Annotated in this window: 15 protein-coding genes; 6 read left to right on the top strand and 9 right to left on the bottom strand. The window is 63.7% G+C overall.

What is annotated here, in order from left to right:
- The first annotated feature begins 12 nt into the window (after positions 1 to 12).
- On the top strand, positions 13 to 1,014 hold the full coding sequence (locus VGH98_23705; protein HEY2379006.1) for an NADP-dependent oxidoreductase: 1,002 nt from the start codon (positions 13 to 15) through the stop codon (positions 1,012 to 1,014).
- 63 nt (positions 1,015 to 1,077) lie between these two features.
- Here VGH98_23705 and VGH98_23700 read toward each other — a convergent pair whose 3' ends face one another.
- Genes VGH98_23700 through VGH98_23690 form a run of 3 tightly spaced genes read right to left on the bottom strand, consistent with a single transcriptional unit; the run spans position 1,078 to position 4,017 of the window.
- Positions 1,078 to 1,614 carry a DNA starvation/stationary phase protection protein gene (locus VGH98_23700; protein HEY2379005.1) on the bottom strand — a complete coding sequence of 179 codons (537 nt, stop codon included), beginning with the start codon at positions 1,612 to 1,614 and terminating at the stop codon, positions 1,078 to 1,080.
- Between the two features lie 37 nt (positions 1,615 to 1,651).
- Positions 1,652 to 2,680, bottom strand: a complete 1,029-nt coding sequence (locus VGH98_23695) for a cytochrome d ubiquinol oxidase subunit II (GenBank protein HEY2379004.1) — start codon at positions 2,678 to 2,680, stop codon at positions 1,652 to 1,654.
- Positions 2,681 to 2,682: 2 nt separating this feature from the next.
- Positions 2,683 to 4,017 (bottom strand): cytochrome ubiquinol oxidase subunit I, encoded by a 1,335-nt coding sequence (locus tag VGH98_23690; protein HEY2379003.1) that lies wholly within the window; start codon positions 4,015 to 4,017, stop codon positions 2,683 to 2,685.
- 214 nt (positions 4,018 to 4,231) lie between these two features.
- Here VGH98_23690 and VGH98_23685 point away from each other — a divergent pair, with 214 nt between their 5' ends.
- Together VGH98_23685 and VGH98_23680 are read left to right on the top strand one after the other, a co-directional pair.
- Complete coding sequence (locus VGH98_23685) at positions 4,232 to 4,723, top strand: (2Fe-2S)-binding protein (protein ID HEY2379002.1); 492 nt, start codon at positions 4,232 to 4,234, stop codon at positions 4,721 to 4,723.
- On the top strand, positions 4,720 to 6,870 hold the full coding sequence (locus VGH98_23680; protein HEY2379001.1) for a molybdopterin cofactor-binding domain-containing protein: 2,151 nt from the start codon (positions 4,720 to 4,722) through the stop codon (positions 6,868 to 6,870). Before VGH98_23685 ends, VGH98_23680 begins: the two co-directional genes overlap by 4 nt.
- 29 nt (positions 6,871 to 6,899) lie before the next feature.
- Here VGH98_23680 and VGH98_23675 read toward each other — a convergent pair whose 3' ends face one another.
- From VGH98_23675 to VGH98_23655, 5 genes are all read right to left on the bottom strand, one after another.
- A complete protein-coding gene (locus VGH98_23675; protein HEY2379000.1) occupies positions 6,900 to 9,641 on the bottom strand; it encodes an ADOP family duplicated permease in 2,742 nt (913 codons plus the stop codon).
- Between the two features lie 2 nt (positions 9,642 to 9,643).
- Positions 9,644 to 9,985 (bottom strand): PadR family transcriptional regulator, encoded by a 342-nt coding sequence (locus VGH98_23670; GenBank protein ID HEY2378999.1) that lies wholly within the window; start codon positions 9,983 to 9,985, stop codon positions 9,644 to 9,646.
- Positions 9,986 to 10,080: 95 nt separating this feature from the next.
- Positions 10,081 to 12,681, bottom strand: a complete 2,601-nt coding sequence (locus VGH98_23665; protein HEY2378998.1) for an ABC transporter permease — start codon at positions 12,679 to 12,681, stop codon at positions 10,081 to 10,083.
- On the bottom strand, positions 12,678 to 13,007 hold the full coding sequence (locus VGH98_23660; GenBank protein HEY2378997.1) for a PadR family transcriptional regulator: 330 nt from the start codon (positions 13,005 to 13,007) through the stop codon (positions 12,678 to 12,680). The genes VGH98_23665 and VGH98_23660 overlap by 4 nt, the downstream gene beginning before the upstream one ends.
- Positions 13,008 to 13,120: 113 nt before the next feature.
- Positions 13,121 to 13,390, bottom strand: a complete 270-nt coding sequence (locus VGH98_23655; protein HEY2378996.1) for a hypothetical protein — start codon at positions 13,388 to 13,390, stop codon at positions 13,121 to 13,123.
- Positions 13,391 to 13,738: 348 nt separating this feature from the next.
- On the opposite strand from VGH98_23655, the gene VGH98_23650 reads away from it, so the two are divergent.
- Together VGH98_23650 and VGH98_23645 are read left to right on the top strand one after the other, a co-directional pair.
- Positions 13,739 to 14,725 (top strand): hypothetical protein, encoded by a 987-nt coding sequence (locus tag VGH98_23650; GenBank protein ID HEY2378995.1) that lies wholly within the window; start codon positions 13,739 to 13,741, stop codon positions 14,723 to 14,725.
- A 34-nt stretch (positions 14,726 to 14,759) separates the two neighbouring features.
- Positions 14,760 to 15,332 carry an SRPBCC domain-containing protein gene (locus tag VGH98_23645; protein HEY2378994.1) on the top strand — a complete coding sequence of 191 codons (573 nt, stop codon included), beginning with the start codon at positions 14,760 to 14,762 and terminating at the stop codon, positions 15,330 to 15,332.
- Positions 15,333 to 15,409: 77 nt separating this feature from the next.
- On the opposite strand, the gene VGH98_23640 is transcribed toward VGH98_23645, so the two are convergent.
- Positions 15,410 to 16,330 (bottom strand): hypothetical protein, encoded by a 921-nt coding sequence (locus VGH98_23640; GenBank protein HEY2378993.1) that lies wholly within the window; start codon positions 16,328 to 16,330, stop codon positions 15,410 to 15,412.
- A 444-nt stretch (positions 16,331 to 16,774) separates the two neighbouring features.
- On the opposite strand from VGH98_23640, the gene VGH98_23635 reads away from it, so the two are divergent.
- Positions 16,775 to 17,737 (top strand): YncE family protein, encoded by a 963-nt coding sequence (locus tag VGH98_23635; protein ID HEY2378992.1) that lies wholly within the window; start codon positions 16,775 to 16,777, stop codon positions 17,735 to 17,737.
- Positions 17,738 to 17,803 lie beyond the last annotated feature (66 nt).

Genomic DNA, 17,803 nt, shown 5'->3' with positions numbered 1-17,803 from the left:
GCACACAAATCCATGAAGGCCGCACTGATCGACCGCTACGGGCGTAATGAGCTTGTGCAGGTGAAGGACATCGCCATTCCCGTTACAGGCCCAATGGATCTGTTAGTCCAAGTGCACGCCGCCAGCGTGAATCCGCTGGATATCAAAACGCGCAAAGGAGCGTTGAAACTGCTGCTCAAATATCGGTTCCCGCTGGTGCTGGGTAATGATCTTGCAGGCGTCGTTTCCGACGTAGGCGCACAGGTGACGCGCTTCAAGAAAGGCGACGCGATCTATGCGCGTCTGGACAAGAATCGCATTGGAGCGTTTGCTGAATTTGCCGTTGTCCGCGAAGGCGTTGCCGCCCTCAAGCCAACGAACGAAACGTTTGAAGAAGCCGCGTCACTTCCGTTGGTCGCGCTGACGGCGTGGCAGGCATTGGTGGAAATTGGAAAGTTGCGCGCGAACCAGCGGGTGTTGATTCACGCGGGTAGCGGTGGCGTCGGCAGCGTGGCGATCCAGTTGGCCCGCCACCTGGGCGCAACGGTTTTCACCACAGTAGGGCAACGCAATGCGGAACTCGTGAGGCGCCTGGGCGCGGACGTCGCGATTGATTACCGCAGCGAACGCTTCGAAGACGTCGCCAAAGACTGCGACGTGGTGCTGGACAGCGCGGGCGGTGACACGCTCGTGCGGAGTTTTGAGTGTGTGAAACCCGGCGGCGTCGTTGTGAGCATTGGCAATACGCCGTCAGCCGCGTTTGCGCGGAGCTGGGGACTGAACCCGATCATCGTTCTGGCGATCCGCGTGATGTCTCGAAAGGCGACTGCCGCAGCGCGGCGCCACAATGGGCGCTATGAGTATCTTTTCATGCGCGCCGACGGCGCACAGCTGGGCGAAATCACACGCCTCGTGGAACGGGGCATAATCAAGCCGCTGGTGGACAAGGTGTTTCCGCTCGAGCAAGTGCGTGACGCACTCGCGTACTCTGAGTCCGGTCGGGCGACCGGAAAAGTAGTCATCAAGGTGGTGTGACGTCTCGACGCACGTCGCCGAGCCACGGACCGCTAAGAGCGCGCGCCCGACGTCCTCCAACCGTCATTCCGTTCTATCGCGCTCCGCGGCCTCGAAGAGGAACCAGAGGCGCCGCTCGGTCTCGTCGATCCACACCTCGATGAGGCTCGTGGTCGCGACGTCGCCATGCTCATCGCAGACGTCGTGTGCCGAGCGCAACGCGCCGAGAAGCGTCTTGTTGTCGTCGCGGAGCTCCGCGAGCATGTCGAGCGCCGAGACATACTCGGCGTCGTTGTCCATGATGCGCTGCAGGCGCCCGATCTCCCCGATTGATCGGATGGTCAGGCCGCCAACCTTACGCACGCGCTCTGCCACGGGGTCGGTCATCGCGAAGATCTGGTCAGCCTGTTCGTCGAAGAGCAGGTGATAGTCGCGAAAGTGGGCACCGCTCATGTGCCAGTGGAAGTTCTTCGTCTTGACATAGAGCGCGAATACGTCAGCGAGAATCACGTTCAGCGCCGCAGTGATGTCTTGCGTCGCCGCCGGTTTCAGATCGGTTGGCGTTGCCAGGGGGCTGGCACGGTAGTCGCGCCGGGCTCGGGCTTCGGTGGCTGTTTCCATGTTGCGGTCCTCGTTAGGTGCGGATGTCACTGCAGTTTCAGCCGGCTGTCTTCTTGAAGACCCTGTAGAGATAGCGAAGAGATGGTGCAAGGAGAACAAGCCCCACAAACAGCGCGATGGCGAGCAACCTCAGCGTCAAGCTTGGCGCAGCGGCGCCGTCGATCGTTACGTCCGGCGGGACGAGATAGGGGAATTGACCGAGAGCCCATCCCCAGACGACGAACGAGACTTCGATAATCGCAGCGATGCGTGCCGCTGCATAGTTCCGCCGCCACAGCCCAACCATCGCGCCTAACGCGGCGAGGGCGGCACCGGCGCGAAGCAGCGTCGCAACGCTGCCTTCGGTAAGCTCCGACCACACCAGTGGCGCACTCGACCTCGCGAGTACAAGGTCGAGCAGCGCAATAGCCGCGACGGCGACCGAGGCGAGGAGCGCACGCGTTCGGAAGTCCTCGCGCAGCGCGTCCTCCTTTGCTTCGACCGTCAAATACACCGCCGCAAGAAATGAGAACAACGCGAGCGCCAGAACGCCGACGCCAACAGGGAAAGGACGGAGCCAGGGGCGCACGTAGACCTGGACATATGCCGCATCGAGCTCGACCTGGGTCGAGCGCAGCACGCCAGTGGCGATCGTGCCGATGATACAACCGAGAAGGAGGGGGGTTGCCGTGCTCGCGATCGCGAAAATGCGCCCCCAGCGCCGCTGCACAACGTCGCGCCGACTATCGTAGCTCCGGAAGGTGAATGACGAACCGCGCAGCACGATGCCGAACAGCATCAGTGTAATCGGCACATGGAGAATGGTCATGAGAAGCGCGAATGCAGGCGGAAAGGCCGTGAAGAGCAGGACGACCACGAGGATCATCCAGACATGATTCGCTTCCCAGATCGGACCGATGGCATCAGCGATGAGAGTGCGCTGCTTGTCGCGTCGTGGACCGGTCGCGAGCAGATCCCAGATTCCCCCGCCGAAGTCGGCGCCGGCGGATAGGGCGTAAATGTTGAGCGACGCCGCGATCACACCTGCCATGAAGGCCGGCAAGCTGACTAAGGTTGCTCCACGCATTTTCAGCGGCCGGGGTGTGTCGTCGGAACGATTTGTCGCCGCAAGAGCCAGATGACCGCTACACCAAGACTGCAGTAGAGCAGAGTCACGAGCAGGAACGGAACAATGAGGCCGGGCATAGGCGTCACTGCATCGCTCGTTTTGAGCACGCCATACACGATCCATGGCTGGCGCCCCACTTCGGTGACAAACCACCCTGCTTCGGTCGCGAGGAAACCAAAGGGCGCGACGATGACCAGGGCGAGCAAGAGCCACCTATCGCTCGCATCGTATTGCAGCCGGCGTCGACGCACAGCGACCGACCCTGCCCACAGCGCGACGATTGCCATCGTTGTCCCGAGAGCAACCATGATCTGAAATCCAAAGTGCACGATCGGAACGGGCGGCCAGACGTCGCGCGGGAAATCCTTCAGGCCGCGCACGGTTGCACTTGGATCGTGGTACGCCAACAGCGAAAGGCCGCGCGGGATTTCTATTGCGAACCGTGTCGTCTCCTTCGACACGTCCGGCCATCCACCGAGGCGGAGCGGAGCGCCCTGTTCCGTCTCGAACTGGCCCTCCATTGCCGCGAGCTTCGCTGGTTGGTGTCGCGCGACAAAGCGGGCGCTGATGTCCCCCGAGATTGGCTGGACGATCGCCGCGGGAATCCCGACCGTGAGCGAAACCACCAGCGCCGCACGGTGGAAGTTCCCAAGTGGCTCGCTCAGCGACGCTTCGCGTCGACGCAACAAGACGTAAGCGTGAATTCCGGCGACCGCCAAAGCCGTTGCAGCGTACGCCGCGATGATCATGTGCAGTGTTTGTGAGAACGCCGCAGGGTTCATCATCGCCGCGATCGGATTCACCTCAACCGGTTGACCATTGACGACACGAAAGCCGGTGGGCGCATTCATCCATGCGTTCGCGGTCACGACGAAGATTCCAGAAAGTGTCCCGCTGAGAGCGACCAGCGCTCCAGCGGCCAGGTGTGCGCGAGCCGGAATCCGGTCCCAGCCGTACAGGTACACGCCGATAAAGATCGCCTCGGTGAAGAAGGCGAATCCCTCGAGCGAGAACGGCATGCCGATGATCGCGCCGGCGAAGCGCATGAAGCTGGGCCAGAGTAAGCCCAACTCGAACGACAGTACCGTCCCTGACACGGCGCCAACGGCAAACAGGATCGCGGTGCCCTTTGCCCAACGCTTCGCGATCTCCAGGTATACCGTCTTACCGCTTCGCAGCCACCGCCACTCGGCAATCGTCATCATGAGCGGCAGTGCGATTCCAACCTCCGCAAATACAATGTGAAAGGCGAGTGACACCGCCATCTGAGATCGCGCCGCGAGCAAGTTGGACATGCCCATGAAAATCCGGTCAGTGCTGTACGGTGGCGCGAAGGACTGGCCCGCCGACACGGACGGGCCATCTTCTTTTTGACATGGTCTCCACGGCCTGTAGTATAAGGATGACTCGGCACCTCCATCGTGCCGCCGCGAGGAAGCTCGTTCGCCTCGTTAAGCACCCGGGGATTGCCTCGAGCTTCGGGGAATCAGACCTGTTACCTCCGCGCTTATGAGCAAATACACCGTCAGCGTGAATGGCCAGTCTCACTCGGTGGACGTGACGCCGGATACTCCGCTGTTGTGGGTGCTGCGCGATTCCCTGGGCCTCGTCGGCACGAAATACGGCTGCGGCATCGGCGCGTGCGGGGCGTGCACCGTCCATCTCAACGGCACGCCCACGCGTGCGTGCCAGACGCCAGTCTCCAGCGTCGGACGCGCGGAGATCACCACGATCGAGGGCCTCGACCCCGCTGGAGCGCATCCGCTGCAGCAAGCTTGGTCTGAGCTCGACGTGCCGCAGTGCGGGTATTGCCAGGCGGGACAGATCATGACGGCGGCAGCGTTGCTCAAACGCAGCCCGCGCCCGAACGACGCCGAAATCGACCGCACGATGGCCGGCAACTTGTGTCGCTGCGCGTCCTACGTCCGCATCCGCGCCGGCATCAAGCGGGCCGCCGAACTCGCCGGCAGTGGCACGCCGGCGAATGGAGGCCGGACATGAAACGCTCCGTCAATCCTTCCTCGCCGGTCGTGGATCGTCGCGCGTTCATCAAGGCCGGCGCGCTCGCCGGTGGCGGCCTTCTCGTCGGCACGTATCTGCGTTTTGGAACTTCGTCCGCATTCGCGAAGACGCTGACCGGCAGTGCCGACACGTTCGCACCGAACGCCTTTATCAGCATCGCGCCGAGCGGCGCGGTGTCGATCATCGCACCGAATTCCGAGATGGGGCAGGGCATCAAGACGTCGCTTCCGATGATCGTTGCCGAGGAGCTCGACGTCGCGTGGGAGCAGGTGACCGTCGTGCAAGGTGACTTGAATCCTGCCTATGGCCGGCAGTTCTCGGTCGGGAGCGGCTCGACGACCGGGAATTTCACAGCGCTGCGTCGCGCCGGCGCGACGGCGCGCGCGATGCTCATCGAGGCTGCCGCGCAGACGTGGGGCGTCTCGGGTGGCGAGTGCGAAACTCAAAAAGGCGCCGTCATTCACGCTGCCTCGAAGCGCCGAGCGACCTACGGCGAGCTCGCGACGAAGGCCGCAAGCCTAACGCCGCCCGCGAACGCTCCGCTCAAGGACCCCAAGGACTTCAAGCTGATCGGCACACGCGTGCCCGGCGTCGACAACCAGAAGATCGTGCGGGGCGCGCCGCTCTTCGGCCTCGATGTGCGCCTGCCCGGGATGGTGTACGCGACATACACGAAATGCCCCGTGTTCGGCGGCAAAGTCGTGAGCGCCAACATCGACGAAGTGAAGAAACGCCCCGGTGTGCGCGACGCCTTCGTGCTCGACGGCATCGAGGGACTGACATCGGGCGTTGCCATCATCGCCGATTCGACGTGGAACGCATTCAGCGCCGCCAAGGGCCTAACGGTGAAGTGGGACGAGGGCGCCGTCGCAAGTCAAAACAGCGCGGAGATGGCGAAGCAGGCGGAGCACCTCGCGCGGGCCACACCGCCCGCCCCACTTGCGGCAGGTACGAAAGTGGTGGAGGCGATCTACCACTATCCCTTCCTCGCACACGCGACGCTCGAGCCGCAGAACTGCACGGCGCTCTTCAAGAATGGCGTGATGGAGATGTGGACGCCGACGCAGATTCCTGCGAGCGGGCAGAGTCTCGTCACGCGCGGCCTCGGCCTCGCGCCGAAGGACGTGGTCGTGCACATCACGCGACTCGGCGGTGGCTTCGGCCGGCGCGGCAGCAACGAGTTTTCGATCGAGGCGGCTGCCATCGCGAAGAAACTCGAGGGAACGCCGGTGAAGCTCGTGTGGCGGCGCGAGGACGACTTCGCGCACGACAATTACCGCTCGAACGGCTGGCACTATTTCACCGCGGGCCTCGACGCTTCCGGCAAAGTAGTGGCGCTGCACGATGCGTTCGTGAAGATGCAGGGCGGTCCCGGCGACATGTCGGCTGGCGGCTTCCCGTTCATCGCATTCCCGGGCTCGGAAGTGAAGTCGAGCAAATTGCCGGCGGGCATTCCAACGGGTTACTGGCGTGCGCCCGGCGACAACGGCAACACGTGGGCGACACAATGTTTCGTCGACGAGCTAGCCCACGCGGCTGGCCGCGATCCGCTCGCGTTCACGCTCGACTTGTTAGGCGCGGTTCCGGCCGGAGCCGGCCGGGGATTCGACGCCGCGAAGATGACGACGGTGCTCAAGCGCGCGACCGAGAAGGCGGGTTGGGGCAAGTCGCGTCTGCGTGGCGAAGGGCAGGGCTTCGCGATCACGCATACCAACAACGCCTACGTCGCGATTGTCGCCGACGTCACGGTGAGCGGCGAAGGCGAGGTCGCGATCAAGAAGCTGACCGCCGTCGTCGATGCCGGCACGATCATCAATCTCAGCGCAGCGGAGAGCCAGGTGCAGGGCGCGATGCTCGACGGCATCAGCGCGGCGTGGTTTCAGAAACTCACGATCGAGCGCGGCGCCGCTGCGCAGAGCAATTTCGGTGAGTACCGGATGCTGCGGATGAATCACTCGCCTGCGATCGTCGACGTGGAGTTCATCAAGTCCTCCGCGCCGCCTACGGGGTTGGGCGAGCCCGGTCTTCCGGCCGCGGCGCCGGCGGTCTGCAACGCCATCTTCGCCGCGACCGGCAAGAGGGTTCGCACGTTACCGATCGCCGACGTCAGTTTGAAGTGGTCGTGAACTCAGCGCACCGTTCTGTGAGGATCTACTCAATCGCCGCGCAGTGAAATTCCAGGATTGACTTGCGCCGCGCGAAGTCCTGGTAAGGCTGTCGCGGCCAGGCTGATGACGGCAATCAAGAGAGCGACGCAACCGTACACGACGGGATCTCGCGACGACGTCTGGAAGAGCATTGGCTCGATGATTCGCTGCGAGCCGAGTGCCAGCACGGCACCGGCGAGCGCGCCGATGCCGACGGCTCCGATGCCCCGCGTAACGACCATCGTCGTCAGGCTTCGCGCCGGCGCACCGAGCGCACGTCGTAGCGCGAGCTCATAGCGTCGTCGCGCGACATCGTAGGCGAGCACGCTGTACAAGCCGATCGTCGCCAGCACGAGCGCAAGTCCACCAAAGACTCCGAACATCGCCGCGCCGAGCTTCCACGAGCGCATGCGCGGCATCACCAGCGCATCGAGTGGACGCACGGCGACGTACGGAAGACCGGCGACCGCGTTCTGCAAGCGGCGCTGCACGACCGGAATCGCGCGCTCCGAGCTTCCCGCCGTGCGGAAGAGGACCACACCGGGCGTGAGCGGATCCGCTTGATCGATCGGCACGAAGAACTGGACGAAATCATCCTCGACGATCTGCCGCCGATGCGTGTTCTGTGCGATGCCGACGACTTGCGCACATGGTTGCGTGACATCGCCGATGCGGACGCATTTGTCGAGCGCGTTCTCGCTGGGCCACCATAATCGCGCCGCGGTTTCATTCACGATCACCACGCGGGGCGCCGTGGTTTGATCGGCAGTCGTAAAGGCTCGGCCCGCGATGAGCCGGGAACCGATGGCCGCGAAGTAATCGGACGAGATGGCATTGAAGTACGGTCCCCCGTCGCGCGTCACCGGAACCGAATCACGGCCCGGAATTGTGACGCCCGCGCCGTAACTACCTTCGAATGGCGCAGTCAGCGCGACGGCTGCCGCAGTGACACCGGGAGTTTCGCGAGCGACTTCCTCGAGTCGGCGAAACGTCAGGCGCGACTGTGCTCTCTCCTCCGATGTCTGATTGGCGAGCGGAGGCATGCGTCGTCCGCTCAGATTGAGTCGCGCAACGCCCGAGTGCGAAGGATCGAAGCCGAGAGGCACTGCCTCGATGCGGCGAAGGCTGAGCACGAACAGACCCGTCCCAACCAGCAGTACCATCGTCAGCGCTGCCTGCACTCCGAGCAATGCGGACCGCACGCGACTCGTCCGCCTGGAGTCGCTGCTTCGCGAGCCCTCCCTCAGGGAAAGCACCAGATTTGGGTGCAGCATCGCCAACGCGGGTATGAGACCGGTGGCGAGCCCGGCGACCAGCGCGACGATCAACGAGAAGATGAGAACTCGCGAATCGCTCGGCGCAATCGATCCGAGCGAGCCGCCAAGAAGCGTGTCGCGCACGAAGCGACCACCGAAACGCGCGATGATCAAACCGGTGACGCCGCCAGCCATGGCCAGCAACAGGCAATCGAGGGCCAGCTGGCGAATGAGTCGTCCGGCACTGACACCGAGGGCGATGCGCACGGCAATCTCGCGGCGAAGCCGGATGCCACGCGCGAGCTGAAGGTTCATGACGTTCGCGCACGCAAGGAGGAGCACGAACAGCGACACGCCACCGAGGAGCTCGGCGACGCGCGCTTCGGGTTCATCGGCGCGCGCATCGCGTGGGAGAACGCTCGTCAACTCGACGCGACGGCCGAGCGCGCGCAACTCGGCCTCGCTCGTCCCGGAAGCGACGGCACCTCTGGTCAGTGCCGTCGTGGCAACCTCCGCGGCGCGGCCGATGCCGACGCCAGGGACAAGTCGCGCGACGATGGAATACGAGTAGCTCTGCCGTTGCTCGGCCAGGACGGCAATTGCCGCCGGCGGGAGACCGTCCGTCAGCGGGAGCCACACGTCCACTCGAGTAAGCCCTAAACCATTGAACCCCTCCGGCGCGATGCCGATGACTGTGTGCGGTGCATCAGCCAGTTGGATGGTCCTTCCGATCACTGCGATGTCGCCGCCGTAGGTGCGCTGCCAGAATTCATAACCGAGGACCGCCACCGGACCGCCCGGGCGATTGCCGGCTTCGTCATCGCTGAAAAACCGTCCGGCGAGCGGCCGTACGCCAAGCGCGCGGAAGTAATCCGCGTTCGCGAGGATCGCTGGGAGCGACTTCGCCTCCGGCCCACTTTCCAAATCGATCGAGACAGGGCGATAGATACCGACCGTCGCGAAGACGCTGTTCTCACTTGCGAGGTCTCGGAAGATCGGGAACGAGAGCACGCTTTGGAGATGCGAGGCGTCACGTCGAACATCGCGAAAGGCGACCGTCATCAAACGCGAGGGTTCGGCAACGTGCGCCGGCGGCCGCAGCAACAGTTGATCGATCGCGCCGAACATCGTCGCGTTTGCGCCAACGCCGAGACCCAGCGCAATGATCACGGCGGACGCGAATGCCGGAGCGCGCCGCAGTTGGCGAATGCTGTAGGCGACGTCCTGTCGGAGGGCGTCGAGCTCGTCGGTGAGGCGCATGTGTCGAACCCGTATGGATGCAGTAGTGGCGAGCTGCGTGCGCGTTTCTTCGAGCGGACCAAAGCGCTGGAGCGCAATGGCGCGCGCCTCCTCGAGCGAGTGTCCGCGCGCGAGCAAATCCTGAATGCGCAACTCGAGATGGAGCGCGATCTCCTCGTCGACGGCCCGTTGAATGTCGACCTTTCGCTCGAGCGCGAGGTCGACCTTTCGTTCACGCTCCGGACGAGGCGTCATCGCTATCTCGCGGCGATGGGAGCGGTGAGCAATCCAGTGATGAGCGAAGAGTACTCGAGCCAACGCCGCGTCTCGTTATGCAGATGGGCATTGCCGGGCTTCGTCAACCGGTAGTACCTGGCGCGGCGGTTGTTCTCGGTCACGCCCCACACCGCCTTGACGAGTCCGCGCTTCTCCATTCGGTAGAGCGCCTGGTACACGGCGGCGTCGGTGAGATCGAGTGTTTCCCTGGTCGAGTCCTCGATCCAGCTGACGATCTCGAAGCCGTGCATCTCGCGCCACGCGAGCGCGCGAAGGACGATGACGTCCAACGTTCCCTTGGTGACGGCGAGGGATTCGCTCATCGATGGGCAGGCGGTTACCTAAAGAGTCTTTATGGAGAGTCTTAAAGATGAGCGACGGTGCGGAGCCGGTCAAGCGCTCGCGACCCGAACGGGGCCTAGTCCTGTCGCAACACGATGCTGGGGTCCACGCGCAGTGCCGCGCGTGCCGGCAGGAACACTGCCGCGACACAGGCCACCAGCACTGCGCCGATCGCGCCGAGAAACGCGATGCCGTCGAATCGTGGCATGCTCTCGATATTTGCACTCAGAATCTGGACGACGCCAAGCGCGACGGCCGCGCCAATTGCGGCGCCGGCGGCGGTCTGTCGCACGGACTGCAAGAGAACGAGCCCGAGGACGTCTCTGGCCGTTGCACCGAGGGCGATCCGCACGCCGAGCTCGCGAGCACGATGGCTCACCATATAAGCGACGACACCATAGACGCCGATCACCGTGAGGCCAAGCGCGAGAAGCCCAAGACCGAGTGCAACCCAGTAGGCCACTCGGTACGGATACAAGGCCCCGGCAACGAACGTGTCGAGCACATCGATGCGGTCGACCGCTCCTGGTAGCCGCTTCTCCAGCTCCGCCTCGAGATTCCGTTTGGTCGCGACCGGGTTGCCACGCACGCGGACGAGAAAGCAGCAAGCTGACATCTCCAACGATTGCGGAAGGTAGAATATGGGGCGATTGCGGCCCTCGTCGAGCGAGTTCACGACGACATCGCGCACGACCCCAACGACACGCGCGTTTTGCGTGCGGGCGAGTGGATCGCCCGGCCCCGGCAGCTCGAGCCTAACGAGGCGGCCAACCGGGCTGGCGCCCGGCCAGAGTCGATGGGCCGCCGTCTCGCTCACGATCACCGTTCCGCTGGACTCCTGCTCCTCATCGGGCGTGAACGTTCGCCCGCCGACGAGATCGATCTTCAGCAAATCGAAGTACGACGCCGACACACGATTGTATAACATCGGCACACGCGTCGAGTCGCCGGCAATCGCGATAGCCGTCGAGTACCGCATGTCGAGCGGAAGGGAGACCGCGGTCGAGATTGCGTCGACGGACGGACTCTGTCGCAGCGCGCCAAGTACGGGTAGCCGCGCCCGATCCTGCACCTCGACCGAGACGACCTCACGAGTGTGCAGTCCAGTGTCCATGCGTCCCAGGCGCGCCGCCTCTCGCAGCAGCACACCGGCGATGCTGAGAAGAAGCGTGGCGACGATCACTTCCGCGATCACGAGCCGCCCGCGTACACGGCTCGGCGACTGGCCGCCAAGGTTGCCGCGAATGGCGTCGACGACGGCAATCCGTGTCGCCTCCAGCGCGGGCGTGACACCGAAGAGAAACGCTGACGCGGTCGAGGTGACCATGGCGAAGACGAGCACGCGAGCGTCCGGATGGATCGGCACGAGACGGACGAACGCCGTGAGGTCCGGTGGCAGGGTCGCAAAAAGCGCAACGACCCCCAAACGGACGACCAGCCACGCCATTCCGAACCCCTGGGCGACGGCGGGCATCGCCAGGACGACGCATTCCGTCACCAGCTGCCTAACGATCCGCGCGCGAGTTGCACCGAGCGCCAGTCGCGTTCCGAGCTCGCGTTGACGCGTCATGCCGCGAGCGAGCAGCATGCTCGCGACGTTTGCGCACGCGAGGGCGAGGACGAGCGCGAAGGCCACGAAGAGCGGCGCGAAAGCGAGTAACGCGCTGCGGGATGAAGCAACCGGCGTCGCGCGGGACATGAGCAATGCCCGCAGCACGCGACTGCTGTCTGGTAGCGAAGCGGTTGTCGATTGCAGTACTGCGGTGATGAACGCCTGCGCTCGGGCGCTCGCCACCCCGGGCCGTAGCCTAACGATGATCGATAGTGGATTGTCGGCGGCGCTCCGAGTTGAATCGGTACGGGGCATTGCGCCGACTGGTATCCAGAAATCCCGCGGCTTCTTGAAGAAGCCGGCGAAACCCTCCTGCGCCACTCCGACAACGCGAAAGCTCGCGCCACGAATCGGCAGCGACGTCCCGATGATGCTCGAGTCCGACCCGAAGCTCCTTTGCCAGAGGGCGTGACTCAGGATAACCACCGGCGCGTAATCGTCATCGGCGCGAAGGGTCCGTCCAATCGCCGCTCGCACGCCGGTGACGCCGAAGTAGTTCGCGGTGACGGCATCACCCGCGACCGGCACCATGTTGAGCCGTGCGGAGAACGTCCTATAACCCGTGACATCGGCAATGGCAGCCGACGACGTACGCAATGCGACCGCGTTACGCGCGGTGAAATCGTGCACGTGGCCGGATCGATCGAGCCACTGGACCGAATAGAGTGAGTACGGATCGCGTATGTCGAACGGACGGAGGACGTATGCATCGAAGATCGTGAACACGCTCGTGATCAGTCCGACGCCGAGTCCGTTGGTGAGAACGACGCAGAGAGAGAAGACGGGAGCGCGCCAGAGTCCACGCCATCCATACCGCACGTCAGCGAAGAGGTCTTCGATCGGGCGCGCTCCGCGCACGTCGCGAGCGTCCTCTTTGACCAATTCGATGTTCCCGAACTCGAGTCGCGCCAAGCGGAGGGCTTCGTCGTCGCCGACTCCCATCTGGCGATGCTTTCTCGCCTGCATCTGGAGGTGAAAGTCCAGCTCCTCGGCCAGCTCGGCTTCAACTCTTCGACGGCGCACGACGCCGCGAAAGCGCGACGAGAGCGATGAGCGTTTCGTCATGCGAATCGTAGCACGCGGCCGACCGCTGCCGAGAATTGCGCCCATTGTTCTGACTCGTCACGCAACTGCTTGCGTCCAGCGGGCGTGAGTTGGTAGAACCTCGCGCGACGGCCAAGCTCCGAGACCCCCCAGTCCGACGAGATCCATCCTTGTTGCTCGAGTCGATGCAGGGCGGGGTACAGTGAGCCTTGATTCACGCGGAGCACGTCGCGCGACGTCTCCTGAATGCGCTCGGAGACGGCCCACCCGTGGCGCGGGCCGGCCGCGAGCGTGCGAAGGATGAGGAGATCGAGCGTTCCCTGGAGCAGGTCGAGGCGTGTGGTCATGGTGTCGATTGTCGACACCATAACCATGGTCGCCTTGGTGTCGAACGTCAACACCAAGGGTGCTGCGTGAGCCATCGAGCGCGTCGCCGAGCGGGGCTAGGCGCCAACGCGCATCAGTTCCGCACGGAATACCCGACGAAAATCAGCGACGACGCGAAATCGCCTCCACCGGGTTTACCCGTCGACAGATCATATATGCTCGCCATGCGGTTGGCGGCCACTCGAATGGGCGCATTCACTGTTACCTCGTTAGGTCCGAGGGTGATCGCTATTCCCGGATCGAGTGCGACCGAAAAACCTGGGCGACGAAAACCGGCATCGCCGCCACCGATCAGGTCCCGCACCGGTTGGCCGTCGATCCGTGCACCCAGATTCGCGGACATTCCAAGGTTCGGCCAAAACGCGACAGCGAGTCCGGCCCGGGAGGTGTACGCGTCGGGGACCGACCAAAAGACACTTGCTGCCAGGATCCTTCGGCACGTCACTCAACTTGCGCCGCATGATGCCATTCATTGGCTGGAGCGCGCGGCCCGATGACGGCTGGCCATGCTATCCCTCCTTCGCCCGAGATCCGAATCTCGATAACATCCGCGCTGACCCAGCATTCATCGCGTTTCTTACGGCACTGCGCGGTCAGTGGGAGCGCTATCGAGCGGTTTTATAGGAGCGGAAGGACCGTGTATCTAACGGCCGAAGATTGTTCGTGGCAGATTCTGACGCCTATGCTCGCGATGACCCATCAGAGTGAAGCCTCCGACGTCGAGTGGCAGATCGACTCGATGACAGTGCGTGGTTCTTTATTACGCCCGTTAGGCAACGGGCCATTCTGTGGGATAGTATTTGTGGCAGGGAGCGGCCCGACGGACCGCGACTGGAACTCGCCACTCCTTCCAGGAACCAACGGCAGTGCACGACTCATTGCCGACGAGCTCTCGCGCGCCGGATTCGCCTCGCTGCGCTACGACAAGCGGGCCTCGGGGCCGCAGGCGCGGGAGAATGTCCAGCGCATGATCGGCAAGGTGAGCATGCAGGGTCACGTCGACGAGCTCGCGGGAGCAGTTCGTGCCCTCGCCGATCGGTCGTTCGTTCGCGCAGACAGAATCTTCGCCGTCGCGAACAGCGAGGGTACGCTTCACGCGCTCAACTACCAGCTCCACGCCCCCGAGATTCCCTTTGCCGGCCTCGTACTGATCTCGCCACCTGGTCGGAGTGTCGGCGCTGTCGCACGATCACAGCTTGCTGCACAAGCCGCCAGTCTCCCGAATGGCGACGCGGTGATGGCGCTCTACGATGCGGCCATCGCTCGTTTTCTTGCGGGCGAGCCGATTGCTCCCGATCCGTCACTTCCCGCGGGCTTTCGGGCGCTGCTGGACGGTCTCGCCGCACCGGCGAATCTGCCCTTCGCGCGCGAGCTCTGGATGAGCGACGGCGCGCCGCTCCTCGCGCAGATCGACGTGCCCACGCTCATCGTGATCGGGAAGAAAGACATCCAGGTCGACTGGCGCGCCGATGGCGAACCACTGCAGCGCGCCGCGGCTGGACGTGCGCTCGTCAGCGTTCTCTTCCCCGACGATGCGAATCACGTGCTGAAGCACGAGTCGCGACCGCGGTCGGAGCTGAACGCCGCCCAGGCGCTTACAAGCTACAACGCTCCTGACGCAACGCTGGACAGAGAGGCCATGACAAGCATCATTCAGTGGCTCACCGCCAGCGCCTAACGGCACGCCACACTCGGACAAGAGGCCGACGCAGATGACAGAGGAGACAGATGCGGTTGCGCCCATTCGTCGATCCGTTGTCGTGTCCTGGAGTCCGGAAGCGGCGTACCAGCGGTTCACCGCAGACTTTGCGAAGTGGTGGCCTCGTGTCGCGCTCTCGATTGGCGGGCGCCGCGTACGCCGAGTCGTTTTCGAATGTCGGACCGGTGGAAGTATTTACGAGGAACATCACGACGGAACGCGTTTCCTCTGGGGAACCGTCAAGCTGCTGGAACCGCCGACGCGAGTGGCGTTCACGTTCCATTCGTCTCGCGACGCATCGGATGCGCAGTATGTCGAGGTATCATTTGTACCCGACGGCACTAGCACGCGCGTCGAGCTGTTGTCGACCGGCTGGGAGAAAATGAGCTCCGAGGCGCGGCGAACACATGGCGGCTACAAACTGGCGTGGAAGGCCGCCCTCGACCGGTACGCCGGCCATGCCAGCGCGACGACAATCTTCTTCGATGCAATGTCCGTTGCGATCGATCTCACCGGTGGACGTAAGAAGTTCATACAAGGCAGTCGTTCGAGAATGCCGGCACGATCGTCGGAGACACGTCAATGAAACCAGCCTAACGAGCACGGCGCCGCCTCGCGGATTGCGAGGCGGCGCCGTGCTCGAAACGATGCTGATTCGCTCGACTAGAACTGGAAGCCGAGGATGATCGGGAGGTAGTTCGCTTTCTCGTACGCGAAGCCGGCCGGCTGCTTCGCGTTCACGTTGATGTAGCGCGACTCGACAAAGAGCGCCGTCTTGCCGAAGCGGAAGTTGAAGCCAGCGCCGCCGTACCAGCCGATGTCGGTCTTGGCATCCTTGATTGTCTGGACGCTATCCGTGGCCGTCGCGTATCCGGTGATACGATGTGCGCCGGCGCCGCCGATGAGGTAGAAGCGACTCGCCGTCCGGAACAGCGGCACATTCAGCTTCAGGCCGCCGCTCCCCGAGTAGATAACGACGTTCTTCATCGGGTTGCCGAATGCATCCATCAAGTTCGCCTTGCCCAGCAGGTTGTCCATCGCCAGGTCGAAGCGGATCCCGAGGGGGAAGCTGTTGAAGTCCCAGCCGAAGGGGACCGTGACGTTCCAGCCCATGTTGTAGCTGCTGGCGGGATTTGTCTTGAGGTCGCCCATCGGCATCGTGCTGCCGCCGGCGATCGCCATGTAGAAGCCGCTGTTATTGCGACGGGCCAACCGGAGGGCCTCTCGCGATTGCGTTTTGTCGTGAGCTCGAGCGATGGAGTCCTGCCGGGCCGCGTCCGCGGCCGCGATGGAATCCTGACGCTGTTGCTCGGCGACTTTGATGGAGTCATTGCGCATCTGCTCCTGCCGGGCGCGCTCGTCCTGCCGGGCGCGCTCCGCGGAGGCAATGGAGTCCTGCCGGGCGCGCTCGGCGGCCGCGATGGAATCCTGATTCACGCGCTGCGTGGCGACGGGCGCCGCCGCCGGTGCAGGGCGCGCCGGCCGGTCCTTGGTCACGGGAATCCGGCGCGACGACGTCGTCTTTCGCGGCGGATCCTGCTGTTGCGCTCGCGCCGTCGGGGCCGCTCCCAGGAGGAGAGCCATAGCCAGTCCGATGGCGCAGCTGCTCGAAAATTCAATTCGCATTGTTCTCCTCTCACTCTGGGGCCTGCGTGATCGGCAAGGTCAGAGCTCACCTTGTACTGTGGTGTGGTGACGGGGGGGTGCTCTTCGATCCTATGACGCGTGACCCACGGGAGAGGTCAAAAATGACCGCTCCACGAGGACCCGCGAGTACTCTGACGCCGCGATTCACGACTTCGTAACGTGGGGCAACGCACAAGATTGGCTGGGGCTCCCGGGAGGTGCCTCACCAACCAACCGTAACGACGCATAACGACAATGAAACGAGACGAAAATTTCACATGGCGTCGAGTCGACGGGAGACTCTGTATTCGACGACTCGTGATCGCCTCTACGGCTCTCGCGTGGACAGTCCCCTCTGACGTCAGCGGTCAAGCCAGGACCTGTGTGGCATTAGCCAACTCGATGACCCCTGCTGGCTGGTCCGCGTCCGCCGTGGCCGTCGCCGGCGCGGCGCGCGGACCGCTGCGCGTCCTGCGAGATATTCCGCTTCCCGGGCCGGCCAATCGTTTCGACTATCAGAGTGTCGATCCGGCGAAAGGCCGCCTCTACATGAGTCACATGAACGCGGGCCGCGTCGTCGTGTTCGATCTCGACTCGTCACGCGTGGTCGCCGAGGTGAACGGTACTCCTCGCGTGACAGGAATCTGGGTCGTAGCGGAGCACAATACCGTATACGCCTCGGCGGCCGGCAATCACGAAGTGGTCGCGATCGATGATCAAACGCTCAAGGTCGTCGCACACATTGGTGGGATCCGCTTTCCCGACGGCATCGCCTACGCGCCGGCAGAACACAAGGTATTCGTGTCCGACGAGTCGGGGGGCGCGGACGTCGTGATCGACGCGCGGACCAACAAGAAGATCGCGACGATCGATCTGGGCGGCGAAGCAGGGAACACCCATTACGACTCGGTGTCGCACTGCATTCTCGTTGCCGTACAAACACGCAATCAGCTCGTCGCCATCGATCCGGCGACCGACAAGATCGTGGCTCGATACGATCTACCAGGCTCCGATCATCCGCATGGCTTCGCGATCGACGAACCAGGGCGACTGGCGTTCGTCTCGTGTGAGGGCAACGGAAAGCTCCTTGTCGTGGACCTACATACGATGAAGGTGCTGTCGTCACACACCGTCGGCGACGATCCCGATGTGCTGGCCTGGGACCCTGCGTGGCGACGACTCTACATCGCATCCGAGGGCGGTGTTCTGAGCAGCTTCGTCGCCGACGGCGCAACCCTGCATCCCGTGGGCGAGATCAGAGCGGCTCATGCGCACACGGTTGCCGTCGATCCGCGAACGCATCGCGTCTATCTCCCTCTCGAGAACATCGACGGCCACCCGGTGCTTCGGGTACTCACTCCATGATCGGAGTACACGGCGCGGCACTGATGTCGGCGATCACGGTGATTGTCGCCATCAACGCCCAACTGC

Source organism: Gemmatimonadaceae bacterium (genome assembly GCA_036496605.1).
GTDB lineage: Bacteria > Gemmatimonadota > Gemmatimonadetes > Gemmatimonadales > Gemmatimonadaceae > AG2.
The sequence above is the reverse complement of the archived record's forward strand: the minus strand, read 5'-3'. Positions and strand labels throughout refer to the sequence as shown.

Excerpts from the sequence above, each read along its gene's own strand:
- VGH98_23655 (HEY2378996.1), bottom strand. The coding sequence starts at position 13,390 with ATGTCCGCGAATCTGGGTGCACGGATCGACGGCCAACCGGTGCGGGAC.
- VGH98_23665 (HEY2378998.1), bottom strand. The coding sequence starts at position 12,681 with ATGACGAAACGCTCATCGCTCTCGTCGCGCTTTCGCGGCGTCGTGCGC.
- VGH98_23635 (HEY2378992.1), top strand. The coding sequence starts at position 16,775 with ATGACCCCTGCTGGCTGGTCCGCGTCCGCCGTGGCCGTCGCCGGCGCG.
- VGH98_23675 (HEY2379000.1), bottom strand. The coding sequence starts at position 9,641 with ATGACGCCTCGTCCGGAGCGTGAACGAAAGGTCGACCTCGCGCTCGAG.
- VGH98_23670 (HEY2378999.1), bottom strand. The coding sequence starts at position 9,985 with ATGAGCGAATCCCTCGCCGTCACCAAGGGAACGTTGGACGTCATCGTC.
- VGH98_23640 (HEY2378993.1), bottom strand. The coding sequence starts at position 16,330 with ATGGCTCTCCTCCTGGGAGCGGCCCCGACGGCGCGAGCGCAACAGCAG.
- VGH98_23700 (HEY2379005.1), bottom strand. The coding sequence starts at position 1,614 with ATGGAAACAGCCACCGAAGCCCGAGCCCGGCGCGACTACCGTGCCAGC.
- VGH98_23695 (HEY2379004.1), bottom strand. The coding sequence starts at position 2,680 with ATGCGTGGAGCAACCTTAGTCAGCTTGCCGGCCTTCATGGCAGGTGTG.
- VGH98_23660 (HEY2378997.1), bottom strand. The coding sequence starts at position 13,007 with ATGACCACACGCCTCGACCTGCTCCAGGGAACGCTCGATCTCCTCATC.
- VGH98_23685 (HEY2379002.1), top strand. The coding sequence starts at position 4,232 with ATGAGCAAATACACCGTCAGCGTGAATGGCCAGTCTCACTCGGTGGAC.
- VGH98_23650 (HEY2378995.1), top strand. The coding sequence starts at position 13,739 with ATGACCCATCAGAGTGAAGCCTCCGACGTCGAGTGGCAGATCGACTCG.
- VGH98_23680 (HEY2379001.1), top strand. The coding sequence starts at position 4,720 with ATGAAACGCTCCGTCAATCCTTCCTCGCCGGTCGTGGATCGTCGCGCG.
- VGH98_23690 (HEY2379003.1), bottom strand. The coding sequence starts at position 4,017 with ATGTCCAACTTGCTCGCGGCGCGATCTCAGATGGCGGTGTCACTCGCC.
- VGH98_23705 (HEY2379006.1), top strand. The coding sequence starts at position 13 with ATGAAGGCCGCACTGATCGACCGCTACGGGCGTAATGAGCTTGTGCAG.
- VGH98_23645 (HEY2378994.1), top strand. The coding sequence starts at position 14,760 with ATGACAGAGGAGACAGATGCGGTTGCGCCCATTCGTCGATCCGTTGTC.